16 protein-coding genes and 1 pseudogene are annotated in these 16,194 nt (G+C 38.4%); 13 read left to right on the top strand and 4 right to left on the bottom strand.

The window, feature by feature from the left end:
- Positions 1-494 precede the first annotated feature (494 nt).
- Positions 495-893 carry a hypothetical protein gene (locus tag HMPREF1117_RS06155; RefSeq protein WP_000122617.1) on the bottom strand — a complete coding sequence of 133 codons (399 nt, stop codon included), beginning with the start codon at positions 891-893 and terminating at the stop codon, positions 495-497.
- 257 nt (positions 894-1,150) lie between these two features.
- On the opposite strand from HMPREF1117_RS06155, the gene HMPREF1117_RS06150 reads away from it, so the two are divergent.
- The 13 genes and pseudogenes from HMPREF1117_RS06150 to HMPREF1117_RS06090 all read left to right on the top strand — a co-directional run bounded on the left by HMPREF1117_RS06150 (position 1,151) and on the right by HMPREF1117_RS06090 (position 13,484).
- Positions 1,151-2,137, top strand: a complete 987-nt coding sequence (locus tag HMPREF1117_RS06150) for an ADP-ribosylglycohydrolase family protein (protein WP_007556536.1) — start codon at positions 1,151-1,153, stop codon at positions 2,135-2,137.
- 11 nt (positions 2,138-2,148) lie between these two features.
- Positions 2,149-3,033 carry a DUF4300 family protein gene (locus HMPREF1117_RS06145; RefSeq protein WP_001076474.1) on the top strand — a complete coding sequence of 295 codons (885 nt, stop codon included), beginning with the start codon at positions 2,149-2,151 and terminating at the stop codon, positions 3,031-3,033.
- A gap of 289 nt (positions 3,034-3,322) precedes the next feature.
- The gene (locus tag HMPREF1117_RS06135; protein WP_000420572.1) at positions 3,323-3,634 is read left to right on the top strand and encodes a hypothetical protein; all 312 of its coding nucleotides are present in this window, start codon (positions 3,323-3,325) and stop codon (positions 3,632-3,634) included.
- Between the two features lie 3 nt (positions 3,635-3,637).
- On the top strand, positions 3,638-4,354 hold the full coding sequence (locus HMPREF1117_RS06130) for an alpha/beta hydrolase (protein ID WP_000759781.1): 717 nt from the start codon (positions 3,638-3,640) through the stop codon (positions 4,352-4,354).
- 1 nt (position 4,355) lies between these two features.
- Positions 4,356-4,471: pseudogene (locus tag HMPREF1117_RS11895) on the top strand (type II toxin-antitoxin system death-on-curing family toxin); the annotation flags it as partial.
- 574 nt (positions 4,472-5,045) lie between these two features.
- A complete protein-coding gene (locus HMPREF1117_RS06125) occupies positions 5,046-6,506 on the top strand; it encodes an aminotransferase class I/II-fold pyridoxal phosphate-dependent enzyme (RefSeq protein WP_000593052.1) in 1,461 nt (486 codons plus the stop codon).
- Positions 6,507-7,367 (top strand): polyamine aminopropyltransferase, encoded by an 861-nt coding sequence (speE, locus tag HMPREF1117_RS06120; protein ID WP_000366705.1) that lies wholly within the window; start codon positions 6,507-6,509, stop codon positions 7,365-7,367.
- Positions 7,364-8,623, top strand: a complete 1,260-nt coding sequence (locus HMPREF1117_RS06115) for a saccharopine dehydrogenase family protein (RefSeq protein WP_000088756.1) — start codon at positions 7,364-7,366, stop codon at positions 8,621-8,623. Before speE ends, HMPREF1117_RS06115 begins: the two co-directional genes overlap by 4 nt.
- A complete protein-coding gene (gene nspC / locus HMPREF1117_RS06110) occupies positions 8,623-9,750 on the top strand; it encodes a carboxynorspermidine decarboxylase (RefSeq protein WP_000764391.1) in 1,128 nt (375 codons plus the stop codon). Before HMPREF1117_RS06115 ends, nspC begins: the two co-directional genes overlap by 1 nt.
- Positions 9,747-10,832, top strand: coding sequence for an agmatine deiminase (gene aguA / locus HMPREF1117_RS06105; RefSeq protein ID WP_000982061.1), 1,086 nt, complete (start codon positions 9,747-9,749; stop codon positions 10,830-10,832). The genes nspC and aguA overlap by 4 nt, the downstream gene beginning before the upstream one ends.
- A 9-nt stretch (positions 10,833-10,841) precedes the next feature.
- On the top strand, positions 10,842-11,717 hold the full coding sequence (gene aguB / locus HMPREF1117_RS06100) for an N-carbamoylputrescine amidase (RefSeq protein WP_001246718.1): 876 nt from the start codon (positions 10,842-10,844) through the stop codon (positions 11,715-11,717).
- A gap of 190 nt (positions 11,718-11,907) precedes the next feature.
- A complete protein-coding gene (locus HMPREF1117_RS06095) occupies positions 11,908-12,609 on the top strand; it encodes a response regulator transcription factor (protein ID WP_000101113.1) in 702 nt (233 codons plus the stop codon).
- On the top strand, positions 12,606-13,484 hold the full coding sequence (locus tag HMPREF1117_RS06090; protein WP_000221842.1) for a sensor histidine kinase: 879 nt from the start codon (positions 12,606-12,608) through the stop codon (positions 13,482-13,484). The genes HMPREF1117_RS06095 and HMPREF1117_RS06090 overlap by 4 nt, the downstream gene beginning before the upstream one ends.
- Before the next feature lie 40 nt (positions 13,485-13,524).
- Here HMPREF1117_RS06090 and HMPREF1117_RS06085 read toward each other — a convergent pair whose 3' ends face one another.
- The 3 genes from HMPREF1117_RS06085 to HMPREF1117_RS06075 all read right to left on the bottom strand — a co-directional run bounded on the left by HMPREF1117_RS06085 (position 13,525) and on the right by HMPREF1117_RS06075 (position 16,147).
- The gene (locus tag HMPREF1117_RS06085) at positions 13,525-14,277 is read right to left on the bottom strand and encodes an ABC transporter permease (RefSeq protein WP_000581980.1); all 753 of its coding nucleotides are present in this window, start codon (positions 14,275-14,277) and stop codon (positions 13,525-13,527) included.
- 10 nt (positions 14,278-14,287) lie between these two features.
- Positions 14,288-15,196, bottom strand: coding sequence for an ABC transporter ATP-binding protein (locus tag HMPREF1117_RS06080; protein ID WP_000859636.1), 909 nt, complete (start codon positions 15,194-15,196; stop codon positions 14,288-14,290).
- Between the two features lie 141 nt (positions 15,197-15,337).
- Complete coding sequence (locus HMPREF1117_RS06075) at positions 15,338-16,147, bottom strand: Cof-type HAD-IIB family hydrolase (RefSeq protein WP_000593604.1); 810 nt, start codon at positions 16,145-16,147, stop codon at positions 15,338-15,340.
- Between the last annotated feature and the right edge of the window lie 47 nt (positions 16,148-16,194).

Below are 16,194 nucleotides of genomic sequence, written 5' to 3'. Positions count from 1 at the left end.
GATGAGGAACCAGAATATCCTTCTCCTTTGTGGGACAAACCATAATGATAAATTTAGAAAAGCAACGCAGTGAAATTTGCTTTGAATTTTATCGAGCTCTCCCAGCAACAAGTATTGACTTCCTTTATTCGTAGTGAGGATATCAAGATTATCATAAATATGAGATGATACATGATTTGACAAAAAATAATATAGAAGTGGCTTTCAATAATGCTTCACCTGGGTTACGGAAATATTTAGCTAAGAGAAAAGTTTTTCTAAATATGGTTATCCTATAGATATTCTTTCAAATACTCGAAAGGGAGAGATAGCTATGGTTTTCGGAGCAGGTAGAGGAACTCAGATACAATTAGGCTCGAATCTTGAATATTACAAAGCCTTGGACTTGAAAAATAGTAGCCGATAGAATCTTTGTTTTTAGAGAGATATACGTAAGCCTTGATAGCGTCATCAAGATTATTTTTAGATTGTTCAAGATAGAAGGAAACGAATCTTCAGATATTATAAAAATGTGTATCTTTGTCAATAGGAGAGCTTACTGATAGAATGTAAACTATCTTATCTTGTTCTCTTGTTTCACGATTAGTCGATAAAGTGTAATAAATTTGATTGCTTATGCTGTCAATATTTAGTTCTTTAAGTCCGAAAATATAATCTTTTACTGTATTAAACTTATCATTTAAGCTTTTCCAAGTAGACTTAAAATTAGTTGGAGAACTTCCATAAATTGAATTCCAATAATCATAATTACTTTTTATAATTCTTTCAAGCTCTTCAAATGTAAAAAATTCTTTGTAATCGTCAAATTCAATTATAAAATCGTTAGAAATAGAGAATCTAAAGAGAATCTTATCATTTAGAAAATTTGATACTTGACTTTTGGTATAACTCATAAACCTCACCTATTAAAGATTAATTATATTATCATCTATTATACCATAGAAAGATAGGATAAAATAAGTCATATCATACTATTATTGTGGAATTTGATGTTGCTCCTATTAATTTATTTGAAAATCAAAAAGAGGCTAAAAAAAGATTAGTTCAAACATTTAGAAGTTATTTTCAATGATTTTTGAAGATTACAGTCTTTTTTAAACTTATATAGTATAATAAGGATATAGGACAATTTAAACAGTTGGGTACCGATATGAGATTAAAAAATAAATGGGAATCTGATTCAAAACAGTATCGAAGATATCATCTGAAACAAATGATACATTCAGTGATTTATGGACTAGCTATCGGTGATGCCTTGGGTGTTCCAGTAGAGTTTAATGATAGAGATAGCTATCAGATTTTAGATATGGTGGGCTATGGTACCTATAATCAACCAGCTGGTACTTGGTCAGATGATACGTCTCTTTCCTTAGCACTTATTGAACACCTATGTGAGGATTCTGATTTGAATGAGTTGATGGATAAATTTGTTGCTTATCGTCAGGGCTACCTGACACCTTTTGGGTATTGTTTTGATATTGGTGTTGCGACTAATCAGGCGATTGAACGGTATTTGGCGGGAGAATCTCCAGAGAAATGTGGAGAGACTAGTGAGAGGGATAATGGCAATGGAGCTCTGATGAGGATATCTCCCTTAGCTTTGCTCTTACATGAAAATTTTGATTTCAGTTATAGATCGAAAATAATTGAGCAGTATACTAAACTGACCCATGCTCATCCAAGGTCTATCGTGGCATCTATTCTTTATGTCCAATTTTTAATCGGCTTTCTTCTTAACATTCGATTAGAAAAATTACTTTGTCAATCAAAACCTTATTTTGAAGATTATTTTAAGAAAAAACCAGAATACTGGAAAGAATATCAAGAACATTTTAGAGAACTATTTGACCAAGACTTTTATCAAAAATCAAGGGAAGAGATTACCTCTACAGGCTATGTTGTTGATACCCTGAAGGCTTGTCTCTGGTGTCTTGGAACAACAAAGAATTTTGAAGAAGCAGTCTTAAAAGCTGTTAATCTTGGTGAGGATACCGATACCATAGGTGCTATAACAGGTAGCTTAGCAGGAGCTATCTATAAACTTGAATGCATACCAGAAAGATGGATAGAAAAATTGGCTAATAGATCATTACTTGAAGAAAAATGTCATCAATTACTAGAATATATGGATAAATAAAGGAGAAATATATGAACCAATCGAAAAACATTCTAAGGATAGGGATTTGTTCTCTATTACTTTTAGGCTTGGCTGCATGTCAACAAAATACAGCACCGACAGGTTCAGACAACAATAATCAGACTCAAATTAGTTCTACTAAGGAAGCAAGTTCTTGGAAGGCTTCATATAGCAATCTCAATAATCAGGTTAGTTCTAAAGAAGTTAAAAGCCTCTTATCAGCACATTTGGATTCAAGGAGTGTAGATGACTTTTTTAATCTTGTAAATGACTATAATACAATTGTAGGGTCGATTGGTTTATCTGGAGATTTTTCTTCTTTTTCAAAAACTGAGTACGATGTTGAAAAAATCAGCAATCTATGGAAGCAAAAGAAAGGTGATTTTGTTGGCACCAACTGTCGCATCAATAGTTATTGTCTCTTAAAACATAGTATTACAATTCCTAAATTAGAAAAAAATGATGACTTGCTTTTCCTAGATAATGATGCCATTGATAAGGGAAAGGTCTTTGATTCCAAAGACAAGGAAGAGTTTGATGTGCTTTTTTCTAGAGTCAAAACAGAAGCAACTACGGATGTCAAGGTTCATGCTGAGAAGATGGAAAAATTCTTTTCTCAATTTCAATTTAACGACAAAGCTCGAATGCTTTCTGTCGTGTTACACGATAATCTAGATGGGGAATATTTGTTTGTTGGGCACGTTGGAGTTCTAGTGCCAGCTGATGATGGCTTCTTATTTGTAGAGAAATTAACTTTTGAAGAACCTTATCAAGCCATTAAATTTGCAACTATAGAAGATTGTTATAAATATCTAAATACCAAGTATGAGGACTATACAGGAGAAGGTCTAGCTAAACCTTTCATCATGGATAATGATAAGTGGGTCAATATCTAGAGGAAATCTAATATGAATGCTGTATTAGGCATTTTATATTTATTCTTGATAGTCATTATAGGTAAATGCAATCACCTCCAGTCGAAATCCAATAAAAATGAAACATTTATCACTTACATCCAGTGATATGTCATAGATGGGGAAGGCTCTCAATCAGAAGTATGGGAAGTGACAGAGGAGGAAGATTCATGATTTCTTTACAGTATTTTCATCTTTCCAAACAGTCCATTTGTAGTTTTATATGGATTGGTATATAATTTAACATAGAGAAAATAGGAGGATCTATCGAATGGAATTAAAAGATTTTACAGAAAAAGAACAGGAAATGATTAAGAATGGACTTACGACGTCTAAGATTAGTGACAAGGAAACTGCAGCTAAAATTCTAGCTCTAGTCCCTCAAGAATTAGTGAAAAAAATTCCATTTTTCGTCAGAAAACATGCGACAACACGTACAATCAAACGAATTTCTATCGAACACCCTGAGCTCTACGCAACAGCTCAAACAAGTGGTGAGATTCCAGAAAAAGAAAGAGAAGAATTGCGCCAGATTATCACGACTATCTTTGAACAAAAGATGAATAAGCATAGTATTAAGTAGAGAATGAAAAAATATTTTATTGGCGGTTTGGGAAGCAATGTCTATCATAGCAAGGATTTTTTTCAAGAACTAAATTCGCAGATTTATTTTCTAAATCCATATGAAAAGCATCTTCAAGATGAAACAGAATTGAAATCATGGTTTAAAAATGAGATTGTAGAGGAAGAATCTATCTGTCTGATAGGTCATTCTCTTGGAGGAGATTTGGCGCGTTATCTTGCATCGGAATTTTATGAAGTGACAAAACTGATTCTTTTGGATGGTGGCTATCTAGATTTAGATAAGATTTTACCTTTAGATATAGAGTTAGAGGAAACTAAAAACTATATTGAATCTCAAGTCGTTTCGGATTTAAATCTTCTTATTTCTAAAGAAAAATCTGAAACAAAGCATTGGTCAGAAAATATGGAGGAAGCCGTAAGACAGTCTTATCACTGGAATTCTGAGTATAATAGATATGAGTTAGCTTTAAATTATGAAAATATAGAAGCGATACTCAGCCTACGGAGGAAAATACAAGCTTTTAAGAGAGAAGTGGGAGCTACCTTGTTTATCAGTCCTTGCTATTCTAATGAAGCTACATGGAGAGAGGAAGCCTTAAAAGAATTGCCAGATTATTTTGAGACTATTTTTCTAGAAAACGTTAGCCATGAAGTTTATACTGAAGCACCTAGAGAAATCGCTAGTATGATTAATGAGTGGCTCGCTTATTCACAATGAGCTACTTGTATTGCTTGAAAAAAAGCATGTTTTTGCCAATGCTAATAAACAAACTGCTTTATTCGTTTTGGTGAATTTATACAATTAAATGGCTATCGTTTTTCTGTTACCATTAAATAAGCACAAGATTCGTTAAAATACATATAAAAAGAACTAGGATTCCTAGTTCTTTTTATATGCGTTTTCATATTTATTTTTATAACTATTTTTAGTATCTTTCAAGATAATCACGAACAAAGTATTCCAATTTTGAAATAAAGTACTTTACAAGCTTTTCAAAACATGATATAGTAGTAAGGCTTAGAAAATAAGATGATGTTTTCTAGCAAATATAAACCCGAGTAAAAAATGCCTACGGACAGGTAGGGTTGAATGCCGAAGCGTGGTTGCAAAACCATATTATTGATAGGGTTAAAAGCCTACTTTTATAAGTTGATGTTAGGACGTTTGTCCTAATTCATAAAATTTTAGTGTGGTGAAAGCACACGTCATCTTGTGAAACGATCAATAAAGTACGTAATATTTGCTACTAGAGAGTTAGGAAACATCGGGAACAGACATACTCAACAGAAACAAACATAAAAACGTCAGAAGATTGCAGAGCAGGTGAAAACCTGCTCTTTTTTCATGAGTCAACCTTTAGTAGCCTTCGTCTTCTTGAAGCACTACAAATACGGTAAAGGAGTATGTCTTGATAAAACTAGATCAAAATCAAGCGCCCATTTATGATGCCTTGGTTAAATTACGCAAGAAAAGGATTGTCCCCTTTGATGTACCAGGACATAAACGAGGTCGGGGAAATCCTGAGTTAGTTGAACTTTTGGGTGAAAAATGTGTTGGCATTGATGTCAATTCTATGAAACCCTTGGATAATCTAGGGCATCCGATTTCCATTATTAGGGATGCAGAGGAGCTGGCGGCAGATGCTTTTGGAGCTAGTCATGCTTTTCTAATGATTGGTGGAACAACCTCATCTGTTCAAACTATGATTCTGTCAACCTGCAAGGCTGGAGATAAGATTATTCTACCACGAAATGTCCATAAATCTGCCATCAATGCGCTGGTTCTATGTGGTGCCATTCCCATCTATATCGAGATGAGTGTAGATCCTAAGATTGGTATCGCTTTAGGTCTTGAAAATGACCGAGTAGCACAGGCCATAAAGGAACATCCAGATGCCAAGGCTATTTTGATTAACAATCCTACTTACTACGGCATCTGTTCAGACCTAAAAGGATTGACAGAAATGGCTCATGAAGCTGGCATGCTAGTTTTAGTTGATGAAGCCCACGGAGCGCATTTGCATTTTACAGATAAACTTCCAATTTCTGCTATGGATGCAGGCGCTGATATGGCAGCAGTCTCCATGCATAAGTCTGGTGGGAGTTTGACACAAAGTTCTATTTTACTTATCGGGGAGCAGATGAATCCTGAATACGTTCGTCAGATTATTAATCTTACCCAGTCAACATCTGCCTCTTACTTGTTGATGGCTAGTTTGGATATTTCACGTCGCAACTTGGCTCTACGTGGTAAAGAATCCTTTGAGAAGGTCATTGAGTTATCCGAGTATGCTCGCCGTGAAATCAATGCCATAGGCGGTTATTATGCCTACTCAAAAGAATTAATTGATGATGTCACAGTATGTGATTTTGACGTGACCAAGTTGTCAGTTTACACTCAGGGAATAGGATTAACAGGTATCGAGGTTTATGACCTTTTGCGTGATGAATACGACATCCAGATCGAGTTTGGAGACATCGGGAACATTCTGGCTTACATTTCAATTGGTGATCGGATACAAGATATAGAACGCCTAGTCGGTGCACTAGCCGATATTAAACGACTTTATTCTAGAGATGGGCAAGACTTGATAGCTGGTGAATATATCCAACCAGAAATGGTGTTATCTCCTCAAGCAGCCTTTTACTCGCAACGCAGAAGGCTGCCTTTGGCAGATGCTGTTGGCGAAGTATGTGGTGAATTTGTCATGTGTTACCCTCCTGGAATCCCTATCTTGGCACCAGGGGAACGTATTACCAAAGAGATAGTGGATTATATCCAATTTGCTAAAGAACGTGGTTGTTCACTTCAGGGAACTGAGGATCCTGAAGTCAATCATATCAATGTCATTGAAGGAAAGGAGATCTAAATGGATTTATGGTTTTCAGAGGTTCATACTCCAGATGTTAAATTATCCTTGAGAACAGCCAAACAGCTCTATGCGGGTAAAAGCGAGTGGCAGGATATCGATGTCTTAGACACACCCGCTTTTGGGAAAATATTAGTTTTAAACGGCCATGTCTTGTTTTCAGATGCAGATGATTTTGTCTACAATGAAATGACTGTTCACGTTCCCATGGCTGTCCATCCCAATCCCAAAAAAGTTTTAGTTTTAGGTGGTGGTGACGGTGGTGTTGCCCAAGTTTTAACCCTCTATCCTGAGCTAGAACAAATTGATATTGTAGAGCCCGACGAAATGTTAGTTGAAGTTTGTCGCAAATATTTCCCGGATTTTGCAACAGGTCTAGATGATCCTCGGGTCAATATCTATTACCAAGATGGGCTACGCTTTTTGAGAAATTGTGAAAATGACTACGATATCATCATCAATGATGCGACGGATCCATTTGGTCATACGGAAGGTCTCTTTACCAAAGAATTTTATGGCAATAGTTACCGTGCTCTCAAGGAAGATGGCATCATGATTTACCAGCATGGAAGTCCCTTCTTTGACGAGGATGAGTCAGCTTGCCGAAGCATGCACCGTAAGGTCAATCAAGCCTTTCCAATCAGTCGAGTTTATCAGGCCCATATCCCAACCAGTCCAGCTGGCTATTGGTTGTTTGGATTTGCGTCAAAAAAATACCATCCTGTCAAAGATTTTGATAAGGAAGGCTGGAAAAAACGCCAGCTTTTCACAGAATACTACACTGCAAACTTACACGTTGGAGCCTTTATGTTGCCCAAGTATGTTGAGGATATTTTAGAAGAAGAGGAAGGAAAAAAATGAGTCGTTTATTAGTTATCGGATGTGGGGGCGTTGCCCAAGTTGCTATTTCAAAGATTTGCCAAGATAGCGAAACCTTTACAGAAATTATGATTGCTAGCCGTACCAAGTCAAAATGTGATGACTTGAAAGCTAAACTGGAAGGCAAAAGAAGTACAAAGATTGAGACAGCAGCTCTTGATGCTGACAAGGTTGAAGAAGTGATTGCCCTGATTGAAAGCTATAAGCCAGAAGCTGTTTTAAATGTAGCCCTTCCTTATCAAGACTTGACCATCATGGACGCTTGTTTGGCTACAGGTGTTCACTATATCGATACAGCCAACTACGAAGCAGAAGACACAGAAGACCCTGAGTGGCGTGCTATCTACGAAAAACGCTGCAAGGAACTTGGTTTTACAGCTTACTTTGACTACTCATGGCAGTGGGCTTATCAGGAGAAATTCAAGGAAGCTGGTTTAACTGCCCTACTTGGTTCTGGTTTTGACCCAGGTGTGACTAGTGTCTTTTCAGCCTATGCTCTCAAACACTATTTTGATGAAATCCACTATATCGATATTTTAGACTGTAATGGTGGGGACCACGGTTATCCATTTGCAACCAACTTCAATCCAGAAATCAACCTACGAGAGGTTTCAGCTCCAGGTTCTTACTGGGAAGATGGTAAGTGGGTTGAGGTTGAGGCTATGTCAATCAAGCGTGAGTATGATTTCCCTCAAGTTGGACAAAAAGATATGTATCTCCTCCACCATGAAGAAATCGAATCACTGGCTAAGAACATTCCAGGTGTTAAACGCATTCGCTTCTTTATGACTTTTGGTCAATCTTACTTGACTCATATGAAATGTCTTGAAAATGTTGGACTCCTTCGTACAGATGCCATTAACTTCAATGGCCAAGAAATTGTTCCAATCCAATTCTTAAAAGCCTTGCTTCCAGATCCAGCCAGCCTTGGACCACGTACAGTTGGTAAAACCAATATTGGATGTATCTTTACAGGTGTCAAGGATGGTGTTGAAAAGACCATCTACATCTACAATGTTTGTGACCATCAGGAATGTTACGCAGAAGTTGGTTCGCAAGCCATTTCTTACACGACTGGAGTTCCAGCCATGATAGGTACAAAATTAGTCATGAACGGTACTTGGAAACAACCAGGAGTTTACAACCTTGAAGAATTGGATCCAGATCCATTCATGGAAGCTCTGAACCAATATGGTTTGCCTTGGGTTGTGGTTGAAAATCCACAAATGGTGGACTAATGAAGTTAGAACAAGTACCAACACCAGCTTATGTTATTAACTTAGACAAGTTAGAAGCCAATTGCCGTATTCTACAATATGTACAAGAAAAAGCAGGTTGCAAGGTTTTGCTTGCACAGAAGGCTTATTCCCTCTATAAAACCTATCCCTTGATTAGCCAGTATCTATCAGGTACGACAGCCAGTGGACTCTATGAAGCTAAACTAGCTAGGGAAGAATTTCCAGGAGAAGTCCATGTATTTGCGCCTGCTTTCAAGAATGCAGACTTGGAGGAATTACTGGAGATAACAGACCATATCGTCTTTAACTCAGAGAGCCAATTGCGTAAACATGGGCCTCGTTGTCGAGATGCTGGTATAAGTGTGGGCTTGCGCATCAATCCTCAGTGTTCAACACAGGGTGACCATGCGCTCTATGACCCTTGTGCACCTGGTTCTCGTTTTGGCGTGACACTAGATAAAATTCCTAGTGATTTGTTGGATTTGGTGGATGGACTTCATTTTCATACCCTTTGCGAGCAAGGTTCAGATGATTTAGAGACAACTTTGAAAGCAGTAGAAGCCCAGTTTGGTTCTTATTTGCATGAAGTAAAATGGCTCAACATGGGTGGAGGACACCACATCACAAGAGAAGACTATGATGTGGATTTGCTGATTTCTGAGATTAAGCGAATCCGAGAAACTTACAATCTTGAAGTTTATATCGAGCCGGGTGAAGCCATTGCTCTTAATGCTGGCTATTTGGCAACAGAGGTTTTGGATATTGTCGAAAATGGTATGGAAATCTTGATTTTAGACGCCTCTGCGACCTGCCATATGCCTGATGTACTTGAGATGCCTTATCGACCACCATTGAGAGCTGGCTATGAAGCACAAGAAAAAGCCCATACCTACAGACTTTCTTCTAATACCTGCCTTACGGGCGATGTGATTGGTGATTATAGCTTTGAAAATCCAGTCCAAATCGGAGACAGACTTTATTTTGAAGACATGGCCATTTATTCCTTTGTCAAAAACAATACCTTCAACGGTATTGGCCTCCCAAGCCTTTATATTATGGATGAAAATGGAGATTGTGACTTGGTCAAGGCTTTTGGTTATCAAGACTTTAAGGGGAGATTATCATGATGAACAGTCCCAAAAAATTAGGCTATCGTATGCCAGCAGAGTACGAACCACACCATGGTACCCTCATGATATGGCCGACACGACCAGGTTCATGGCCCTTTCAAGGTAAGGCAGCTAAAAAGGCTTTTAGCCAGATTATCAAAACCATAGCAGAAGGGGAAACAGTCTATCTCTTGGTGGAGCAAGACTATCTATCTGAAGCCCAAGACTACCTTGGAGATAGCGTTGTTTATTTAGACATTCCTACCAATGATGCCTGGGCGCGTGATACAGGTCCGACTATTCTCCTTAATGATAAAGGCCAGAAATTAGCCGTGAATTGGTCTTTCAATGCCTGGGGAGGAACCTATGATGGTCTGTATCAAGATTATGAAGCAGATGACCAAGTAGCCACTCGTTTTGCTGAGGCCTTGGAAATACCTGTTTACGATGCCAAGCCTTTTGTACTGGAAGGCGGCGCTATCCATAGCGATGGACAAGGAACCATTCTCGTAACTGAAAGTTGCTTGCTTAGTCCTGGTCGCAATCCTAACCTGACTAAAGAGGAAATCGAGAATACCTTATTAGACAGCCTTGGAGCTGAAAAAGTTATCTGGCTGCCTTATGGTATTTATCAGGACGAAACCAATGAACACGTTGACAATGTTGCTGCCTTTGTTGGTCCTGCTGAGCTTGTTTTGGCTTGGACAGATGATCAAAACGATCCCCAGTATGCTATGTCAAAAGCAGATCTCGAACTCTTAGAGCAAGAAACAGATGCAAAAGGTCGTCACTTCACCATTCATAAATTGCCTATACCTGCAGTTCGACAAGTTGTGACAGAAGAAGATCTTCCTGGTTATTCCTACGAAGAAGGAGAAGAAGAGCGATACGCAGGTGAAAGGCTTGCTGCTTCCTATGTCAATTTCTATATTGCCAACAAGTCTGTTTTAGTGCCACAGTTTCAGGATAAAAACGACCAAGTAGCCTTAGATATCCTCAGTAAGTGTTTCCCAGACCGTAAAGTTATCGGAATACCAGCCAGAGATATTCTCTTAGGTGGTGGAAATATTCACTGTATCACCCAACAAATCCCAGAATAGGAGAAAAAGATGAGAAATGTAAAAGTTTCAGCCATTCAGATGCAATGTGCCAAGGATGTGGAAACAAATATTCAAACAGCAGAGCGTTTAGTACGTCAGGCTGCAGAACAAGGTGCACAAATTATTCTTTTACCCGAATTGTTTGAACGTCCATACTTTTGTCAGGAACGTCAGTATGACTACTACCAGCATGCCCAATCCGTAGCAGAAAATACTGCCATTCAGCATTTTAAGGTGATTGCTAAGGAACTACAGCTTGTTTTACCGATCAGTTTCTATGAAAAAGATGGCAATGTCTTGTATAACTCTATTGCCGTCATTGATGCAGATGGAGAAGTGCTGGGCGTTTATCGGAAGACCCACATACCAGATGACCATTATTATCAAGAAAAGTTTTATTTCACGCCTGGTAACACTGGTTTCAAGGTCTGGGATACTCGCTATGCTAAGATTGGGATCGGTATCTGTTGGGATCAATGGTTCCCTGAAACAGCGCGCTGTCTTGCGTTAAATGGTGCTGAATTGCTCTTTTATCCTACAGCCATCGGTTCAGAGCCGATTTTGGATACAGATAGTTGTGGTCATTGGCAACGTACCATGCAAGGACATGCAGCAGCAAATATTGTTCCAGTCATTGCAGCCAATCGCTATGGCTTTGAAGAAGTCACTTCAAGTGAGGAAAATGGCGGACAGAGTTCCAGTCTTGACTTCTACGGTTCCTCCTTTATGACAGATGAAACAGGAGCTATTCTAGAACGAGCTGAAAGACAAGAAGAAGCTGTTCTGTTAGCAACTTATGACCTAGACAAGGGAGCAAGCGAGCGCCTAAACTGGGGCTTGTTTCGAGATAGAAGACCCGAAATGTATCAACGAATTACGGACTAGTAGGAGAGAAATGAGAGATTCCTTCTGCTAGACTCGTTTTCACTAGCAACTATAAGGATACTAGGTCATCTAGCAAGTGAATTTTATATTTTAATCCTCTAAGGCTTTCTCGCGCTTTTATGCGAGGAGCTTTTCTGTTTAAGCTTTATCAATAAAACATGCTATAATAGTTGCAGAAAGGTTGGTATTTATGGCTAGGATATTGGTTATTGAAGACAATAGTGACATTCAAGAAATTTTGCGAACACTTCTTACTGAGGAGCATGAGGTGATTCAAGCCTTTTCAGGAACTGAAGGAATCATGCTTTTTGACCAAGGTGGGATTGAACTCGTTTTGCTAGATATCATGCTTCCTGGGAAAAATGGGGATCAGGTTTTAAAAGCCATCAGGGAACAAAGTCAAATTCCAGTCATTATGCTAACGGCTTTGAGCGATAAGAAGTTAATCAGTCAATACCTCTTAGACGGTGCCAATGATTACATAGTCAAACCTTTTGACTTAGACGAAGTCTTTGCTAGGGTTACTGTTCAATTACGTCAAAGCGTAGAAAAGCAATCTCTGGAGATAGGAAAAACTGAACATCTGCCACAAAACTTGAAAAATATCCAGTTTGATGCAGAAAGTTTTGAAATCAAAAATAGCCAGGAAACGATTCGCCTTGCAAAGAAAGAATGCTTGATTCTCCAAACTCTCCTTAAACACCCTAAGAAAATTTTCACCAAGGAAGAACTTTATGAATTGGTCTGGGAGGATAGCTACCTACCTGGAGATAATACCCTCAATACGCATTTGAGTAATCTTCGTAAAAAATTAAACCAGCTTGACCCCAATCAAGAATATATTGAAACCATCTGGGGAGTTGGGGTAAGATTAAAAGGAGACAAGCAATGACCTACATGATAATTTTTGTTCTACTGGTACTCCTAATTATTTTATCGATTGCATTGATTCGCTACCATCTAGCACTTAAAAACTTGAGTCAACAGATTGAAGACAAGATTCTTACGGGTAGTATGAAAAGAGTAGGGGTTAGCATTTTTTCCAAACATTTTTTACATCTCTACCAGCAAATTGAGAATCTATTTCAGGAAGTAGAGCAATCTCGATTGGTTATGAAAAGGGAAAAGCAGACTCTGGATATGGCCATCAGCAATATCGCCCATGATATTCGGACCCCTCTGACTATCGCGTCAGGCTACACCCAACAATTGATAAAATCTCCTGAAGACAAATCAGAAACCTTACAAAAAGTAGCCCAGCATCTTGATTTAGTTTCAAAACGTTTGGAGGCTCTCCTAGAATATCGTCGTTTGATGGAAGGAGCTGTCAAACCGAAACTGGAAGAAGTGGATTTTTCAGCTTTTATCACCAAAAAGACTCTGGCTTATTATGATGTTTTTCAGGCGGCAAATATCACGCTTGATTTTAAGGTTGAAGCTGGTTTAACAACGAGGACTGATGAAGACTTGCTGGATCGAATTTTACAAAATCTGCTTGGAAATGTCCTCAAACATGGCAAGGAAGAAGCACGTCTATCTTTGAGAAAGGAAAAGGAACAGCTTGTCTTAGAGATTGCAAACCTTGTCAAACAGCCCATCAAAAAAATAGAAAATCTCAGCAACCGTTTTTATTCTGAAAATATGTCGGATACTGAAGAATCCTCTGGTTTAGGTCTCTATATTACCGAGGAATTATGCCATCTTCTCGGTGCAGAGATGAAACTAAGCACAGATGGGAAATGGTTGTCGGTTTTCATTTACTTTTAACGAAAAGAAACCTCCTCTGTAAGCTAGAGGAGGTCATTTTTTATAAACTTTTCTTTTTGAAAACTGCCAGTCCACTTAGATTAAAGATTACAATAACAGCTAAGCTAACTATAAGTGTATAGAAAATGGATTCACTATTAGCAGTCATAGCATAGAAAAACTGCAAGGACAAATATGGCAAAATTTTGATACTTGGGAAGATGAGCATTGGCATAGAAAGTAAGATAGAGCTGACCAAATAGCCAATAAATACTGCAAGATAAGAATGAGTCAGGTAGAGAATAAAGGAAATAATCGAAAGCCAAGCGAGTAGGCATAGAAATTGAAGGAAAATCATTAAGAGGAGATTGGCAATAAAACCATCAGGCATCGTACCAAGTCCGTTCAGTAGAGTTGAGGGAACAAAAGCAATCACAAGGCTGGCGATGAGTTGCAAGAGTGCAATGCAAGTCAATACAAAGGCTTTGGCAAGGAAAAACTCGGTACGAGAAACACCCACTGTTAAATTATTTTTATAGAGTTTGCCGATTAAATCAACTCCAAGAACGAGGCAGGCTAGAACTATGCAGAGAAAAACGAGGTTTGAACCTTGACTAGATGCGTTAATAAGTGCCTGTACACCGTCCCAACCATGGGTTGGAATTTCTGGTTCTTCTGTATTGATTGCCATCAGATGACCAGTAGCTCCAAAAATAGCCCCCATTAACATGAGTACAAAGAGAATGACCTCTGTAATCCAAAAACCTTTGGAACGGAAAAGACGGTAAAAGTCTGCTTGAATGGTATGTATCATGATTTTCCTCCTATTGGACCAATTGAGTGAAGTATTCTTCTAGGTTTTGACGGGCATAGTAAATCTCGTCAATGGCAACATCTGCCAAGGTTAATTTCTTGAGAATCTGTTTGACATCTTGTTCCTGACCAAAGATATGGATTTCATTTTCTGGATTAACAACCTTGAACTGGAGCTGGATTTGTTCTTTCAATACTTGACAAGCTTTCTCTTGATCAGCTGTCTTAAGGACAATATAATCCTCACTTAGTGTTTCAAATTCAGCTTTGCTGATTTCACGGATAATCTTGCCTTGATCTAAAATACCAAAGCGATTAGCTACGAGGTAGAGTTCTGACAAGATATGGCTAGAGATGAGAATGGTGATTCCTTTTTCTTGATTGAGGCGTTGAATCATTAGTCGAAATTCTTTGATACCGATTGGGTCGAGACCATTGATAGGTTCATCTAAGATTAGGAAATCTGGTTTGGATAGGAGGGCAATGGCGATGCCAAGTCTTTGCTTCATTCCCAGAGAGAAATCTCGAAAGACTTTTTTACCTGTATCTGTCAAACCTACATAGTCCAGCGTTTCTCGAATAACTTGATCAGTATTTGGAATATGACGAATCATACAGTAATATTTCAGATTTTGATAGGCTGTTAAGTGATTATGAGCTACAGGTGATTCTATCACTGAACCTACTCTAGATAGAGCCTTGGTCCACTCATTTTCCGATTGACTAGAAAAGAGGGAAACAGTTCCTTTATCCGCAAACAGTAGTTGCGTAATGATTTTTATCAAGGTGGTTTTACCAGCTCCGTTCTTCCCGATAAGTCCATAAATATCTCCCTCTCTTATCGTTAAATGAAGATCCTGAAGAATAGCTTGTTTGTCAAATTTTTTGGACAATCCATGAATATCAAGTACTGTTTTCATGATTCTCTCCTTTTGATTTATTTTGTTAACTCTAGTATAAAGTATAGAAATCAAAGAAAGCTCAAGAATTTCTAAAGAGTTTCTAAAGTTTTAGGAATTCTTAAATATCAAAACCCAGTTGACATGAACTGGGCTTCTTAATTATAAAATATATTTCTCAATGGCACGCGCAACGCCGTCTTCTTCGTTGCTTGTTGTAACGTCATCAGCTAGGGATTTGACATAATCGCTGGCATTTCCCATTGCAATCCCAAGGCCTGCAAACTGGAGCATTTCGATATCGTTATTGGCATCACCCATGGCCATAATTTCTGATGGCTCAATCTTCAAAATCTCTGCTAGTCGAGAAAGAGCGGTAGCCTTTGTCGTACCAAGTGGCATAGCTTCATAAATGACAGGCTGCGAACGAACTCCACTGAATCGTTGACAGAGTTCTGTAGCAAAACGCTCTTCAAAATCGTCTGTTTGCTCCTCTGTACCTAAAAACATACCTTGGAACATACGATACTTGCCACTAGTTGCTTCCTCAAGGGAAATTTCAGTCAGGTCTGAGAAGACTAGGTCGGCATCATTTTGGATGACTTGATTGGGCTTGCCACCGAGGACAAAATAGTGTGTCTCGTCAAAAAGTGTCAACTGAACATCACTTTTTTCAGCTAGGTCATAGAGGTATTCAATATCATCTGGACTGAGTTCTTGCCAATCAACCAGACTCCAATCACTGGTCTGGTGAGTTGAGCAACCGTTGTTAACAATCACATACTCATTCTGGAGATCAAGCCCCAGTTTTTTGTAGTAGGGGAGGACACCAAAAAGCGGGCGACCTGTACAGAGAACAAGTTTGACACCTTTTTCAATAGCTTGGTGAATAGCAGTAATGTGAGCTTGTGGGATTTCCTTGGCTTCATTGAGGAGGGTTCCGTCCATATCCAAGGCTAGTAGTTTAATCATAGGTCTTCCTTCTTTATCTTTTGGTATTATTATAGCATATTTTGGAG

The organism is Streptococcus sp. SK643 (assembly GCF_000259505.1).
In the GTDB taxonomy this organism is placed as follows: domain Bacteria; phylum Bacillota; class Bacilli; order Lactobacillales; family Streptococcaceae; genus Streptococcus.
This window is presented reverse-complemented; position numbering and strand designations above follow the sequence as displayed.

What these genes read in the sequence shown, in the direction of transcription:
- HMPREF1117_RS06155 (WP_000122617.1), bottom strand. Translation starts at nt 893, where the DNA reads ATGAGTTATACCAAAAGTCAAGTATCAAATTTTCTAAATGATAAGATT.
- HMPREF1117_RS06150 (WP_007556536.1), top strand. Translation starts at nt 1,151, where the DNA reads ATGAGATTAAAAAATAAATGGGAATCTGATTCAAAACAGTATCGAAGA.
- HMPREF1117_RS06145 (WP_001076474.1), top strand. Translation starts at nt 2,149, where the DNA reads ATGAACCAATCGAAAAACATTCTAAGGATAGGGATTTGTTCTCTATTA.
- HMPREF1117_RS06135 (WP_000420572.1), top strand. Translation starts at nt 3,323, where the DNA reads ATGGAATTAAAAGATTTTACAGAAAAAGAACAGGAAATGATTAAGAAT.
- HMPREF1117_RS06130 (WP_000759781.1), top strand. Translation starts at nt 3,638, where the DNA reads ATGAAAAAATATTTTATTGGCGGTTTGGGAAGCAATGTCTATCATAGC.
- speE (WP_000366705.1), top strand. Translation starts at nt 6,507, where the DNA reads ATGGATTTATGGTTTTCAGAGGTTCATACTCCAGATGTTAAATTATCC.
- HMPREF1117_RS06115 (WP_000088756.1), top strand. Translation starts at nt 7,364, where the DNA reads ATGAGTCGTTTATTAGTTATCGGATGTGGGGGCGTTGCCCAAGTTGCT.
- nspC (WP_000764391.1), top strand. Translation starts at nt 8,623, where the DNA reads ATGAAGTTAGAACAAGTACCAACACCAGCTTATGTTATTAACTTAGAC.
- aguA (WP_000982061.1), top strand. Translation starts at nt 9,747, where the DNA reads ATGATGAACAGTCCCAAAAAATTAGGCTATCGTATGCCAGCAGAGTAC.
- aguB (WP_001246718.1), top strand. Translation starts at nt 10,842, where the DNA reads ATGAGAAATGTAAAAGTTTCAGCCATTCAGATGCAATGTGCCAAGGAT.
- HMPREF1117_RS06095 (WP_000101113.1), top strand. Translation starts at nt 11,908, where the DNA reads ATGGCTAGGATATTGGTTATTGAAGACAATAGTGACATTCAAGAAATT.
- HMPREF1117_RS06090 (WP_000221842.1), top strand. Translation starts at nt 12,606, where the DNA reads ATGACCTACATGATAATTTTTGTTCTACTGGTACTCCTAATTATTTTA.
- HMPREF1117_RS06085 (WP_000581980.1), bottom strand. Translation starts at nt 14,277, where the DNA reads ATGATACATACCATTCAAGCAGACTTTTACCGTCTTTTCCGTTCCAAA.
- HMPREF1117_RS06080 (WP_000859636.1), bottom strand. Translation starts at nt 15,196, where the DNA reads ATGAAAACAGTACTTGATATTCATGGATTGTCCAAAAAATTTGACAAA.
- HMPREF1117_RS06075 (WP_000593604.1), bottom strand. Translation starts at nt 16,147, where the DNA reads ATGATTAAACTACTAGCCTTGGATATGGACGGAACCCTCCTCAATGAA.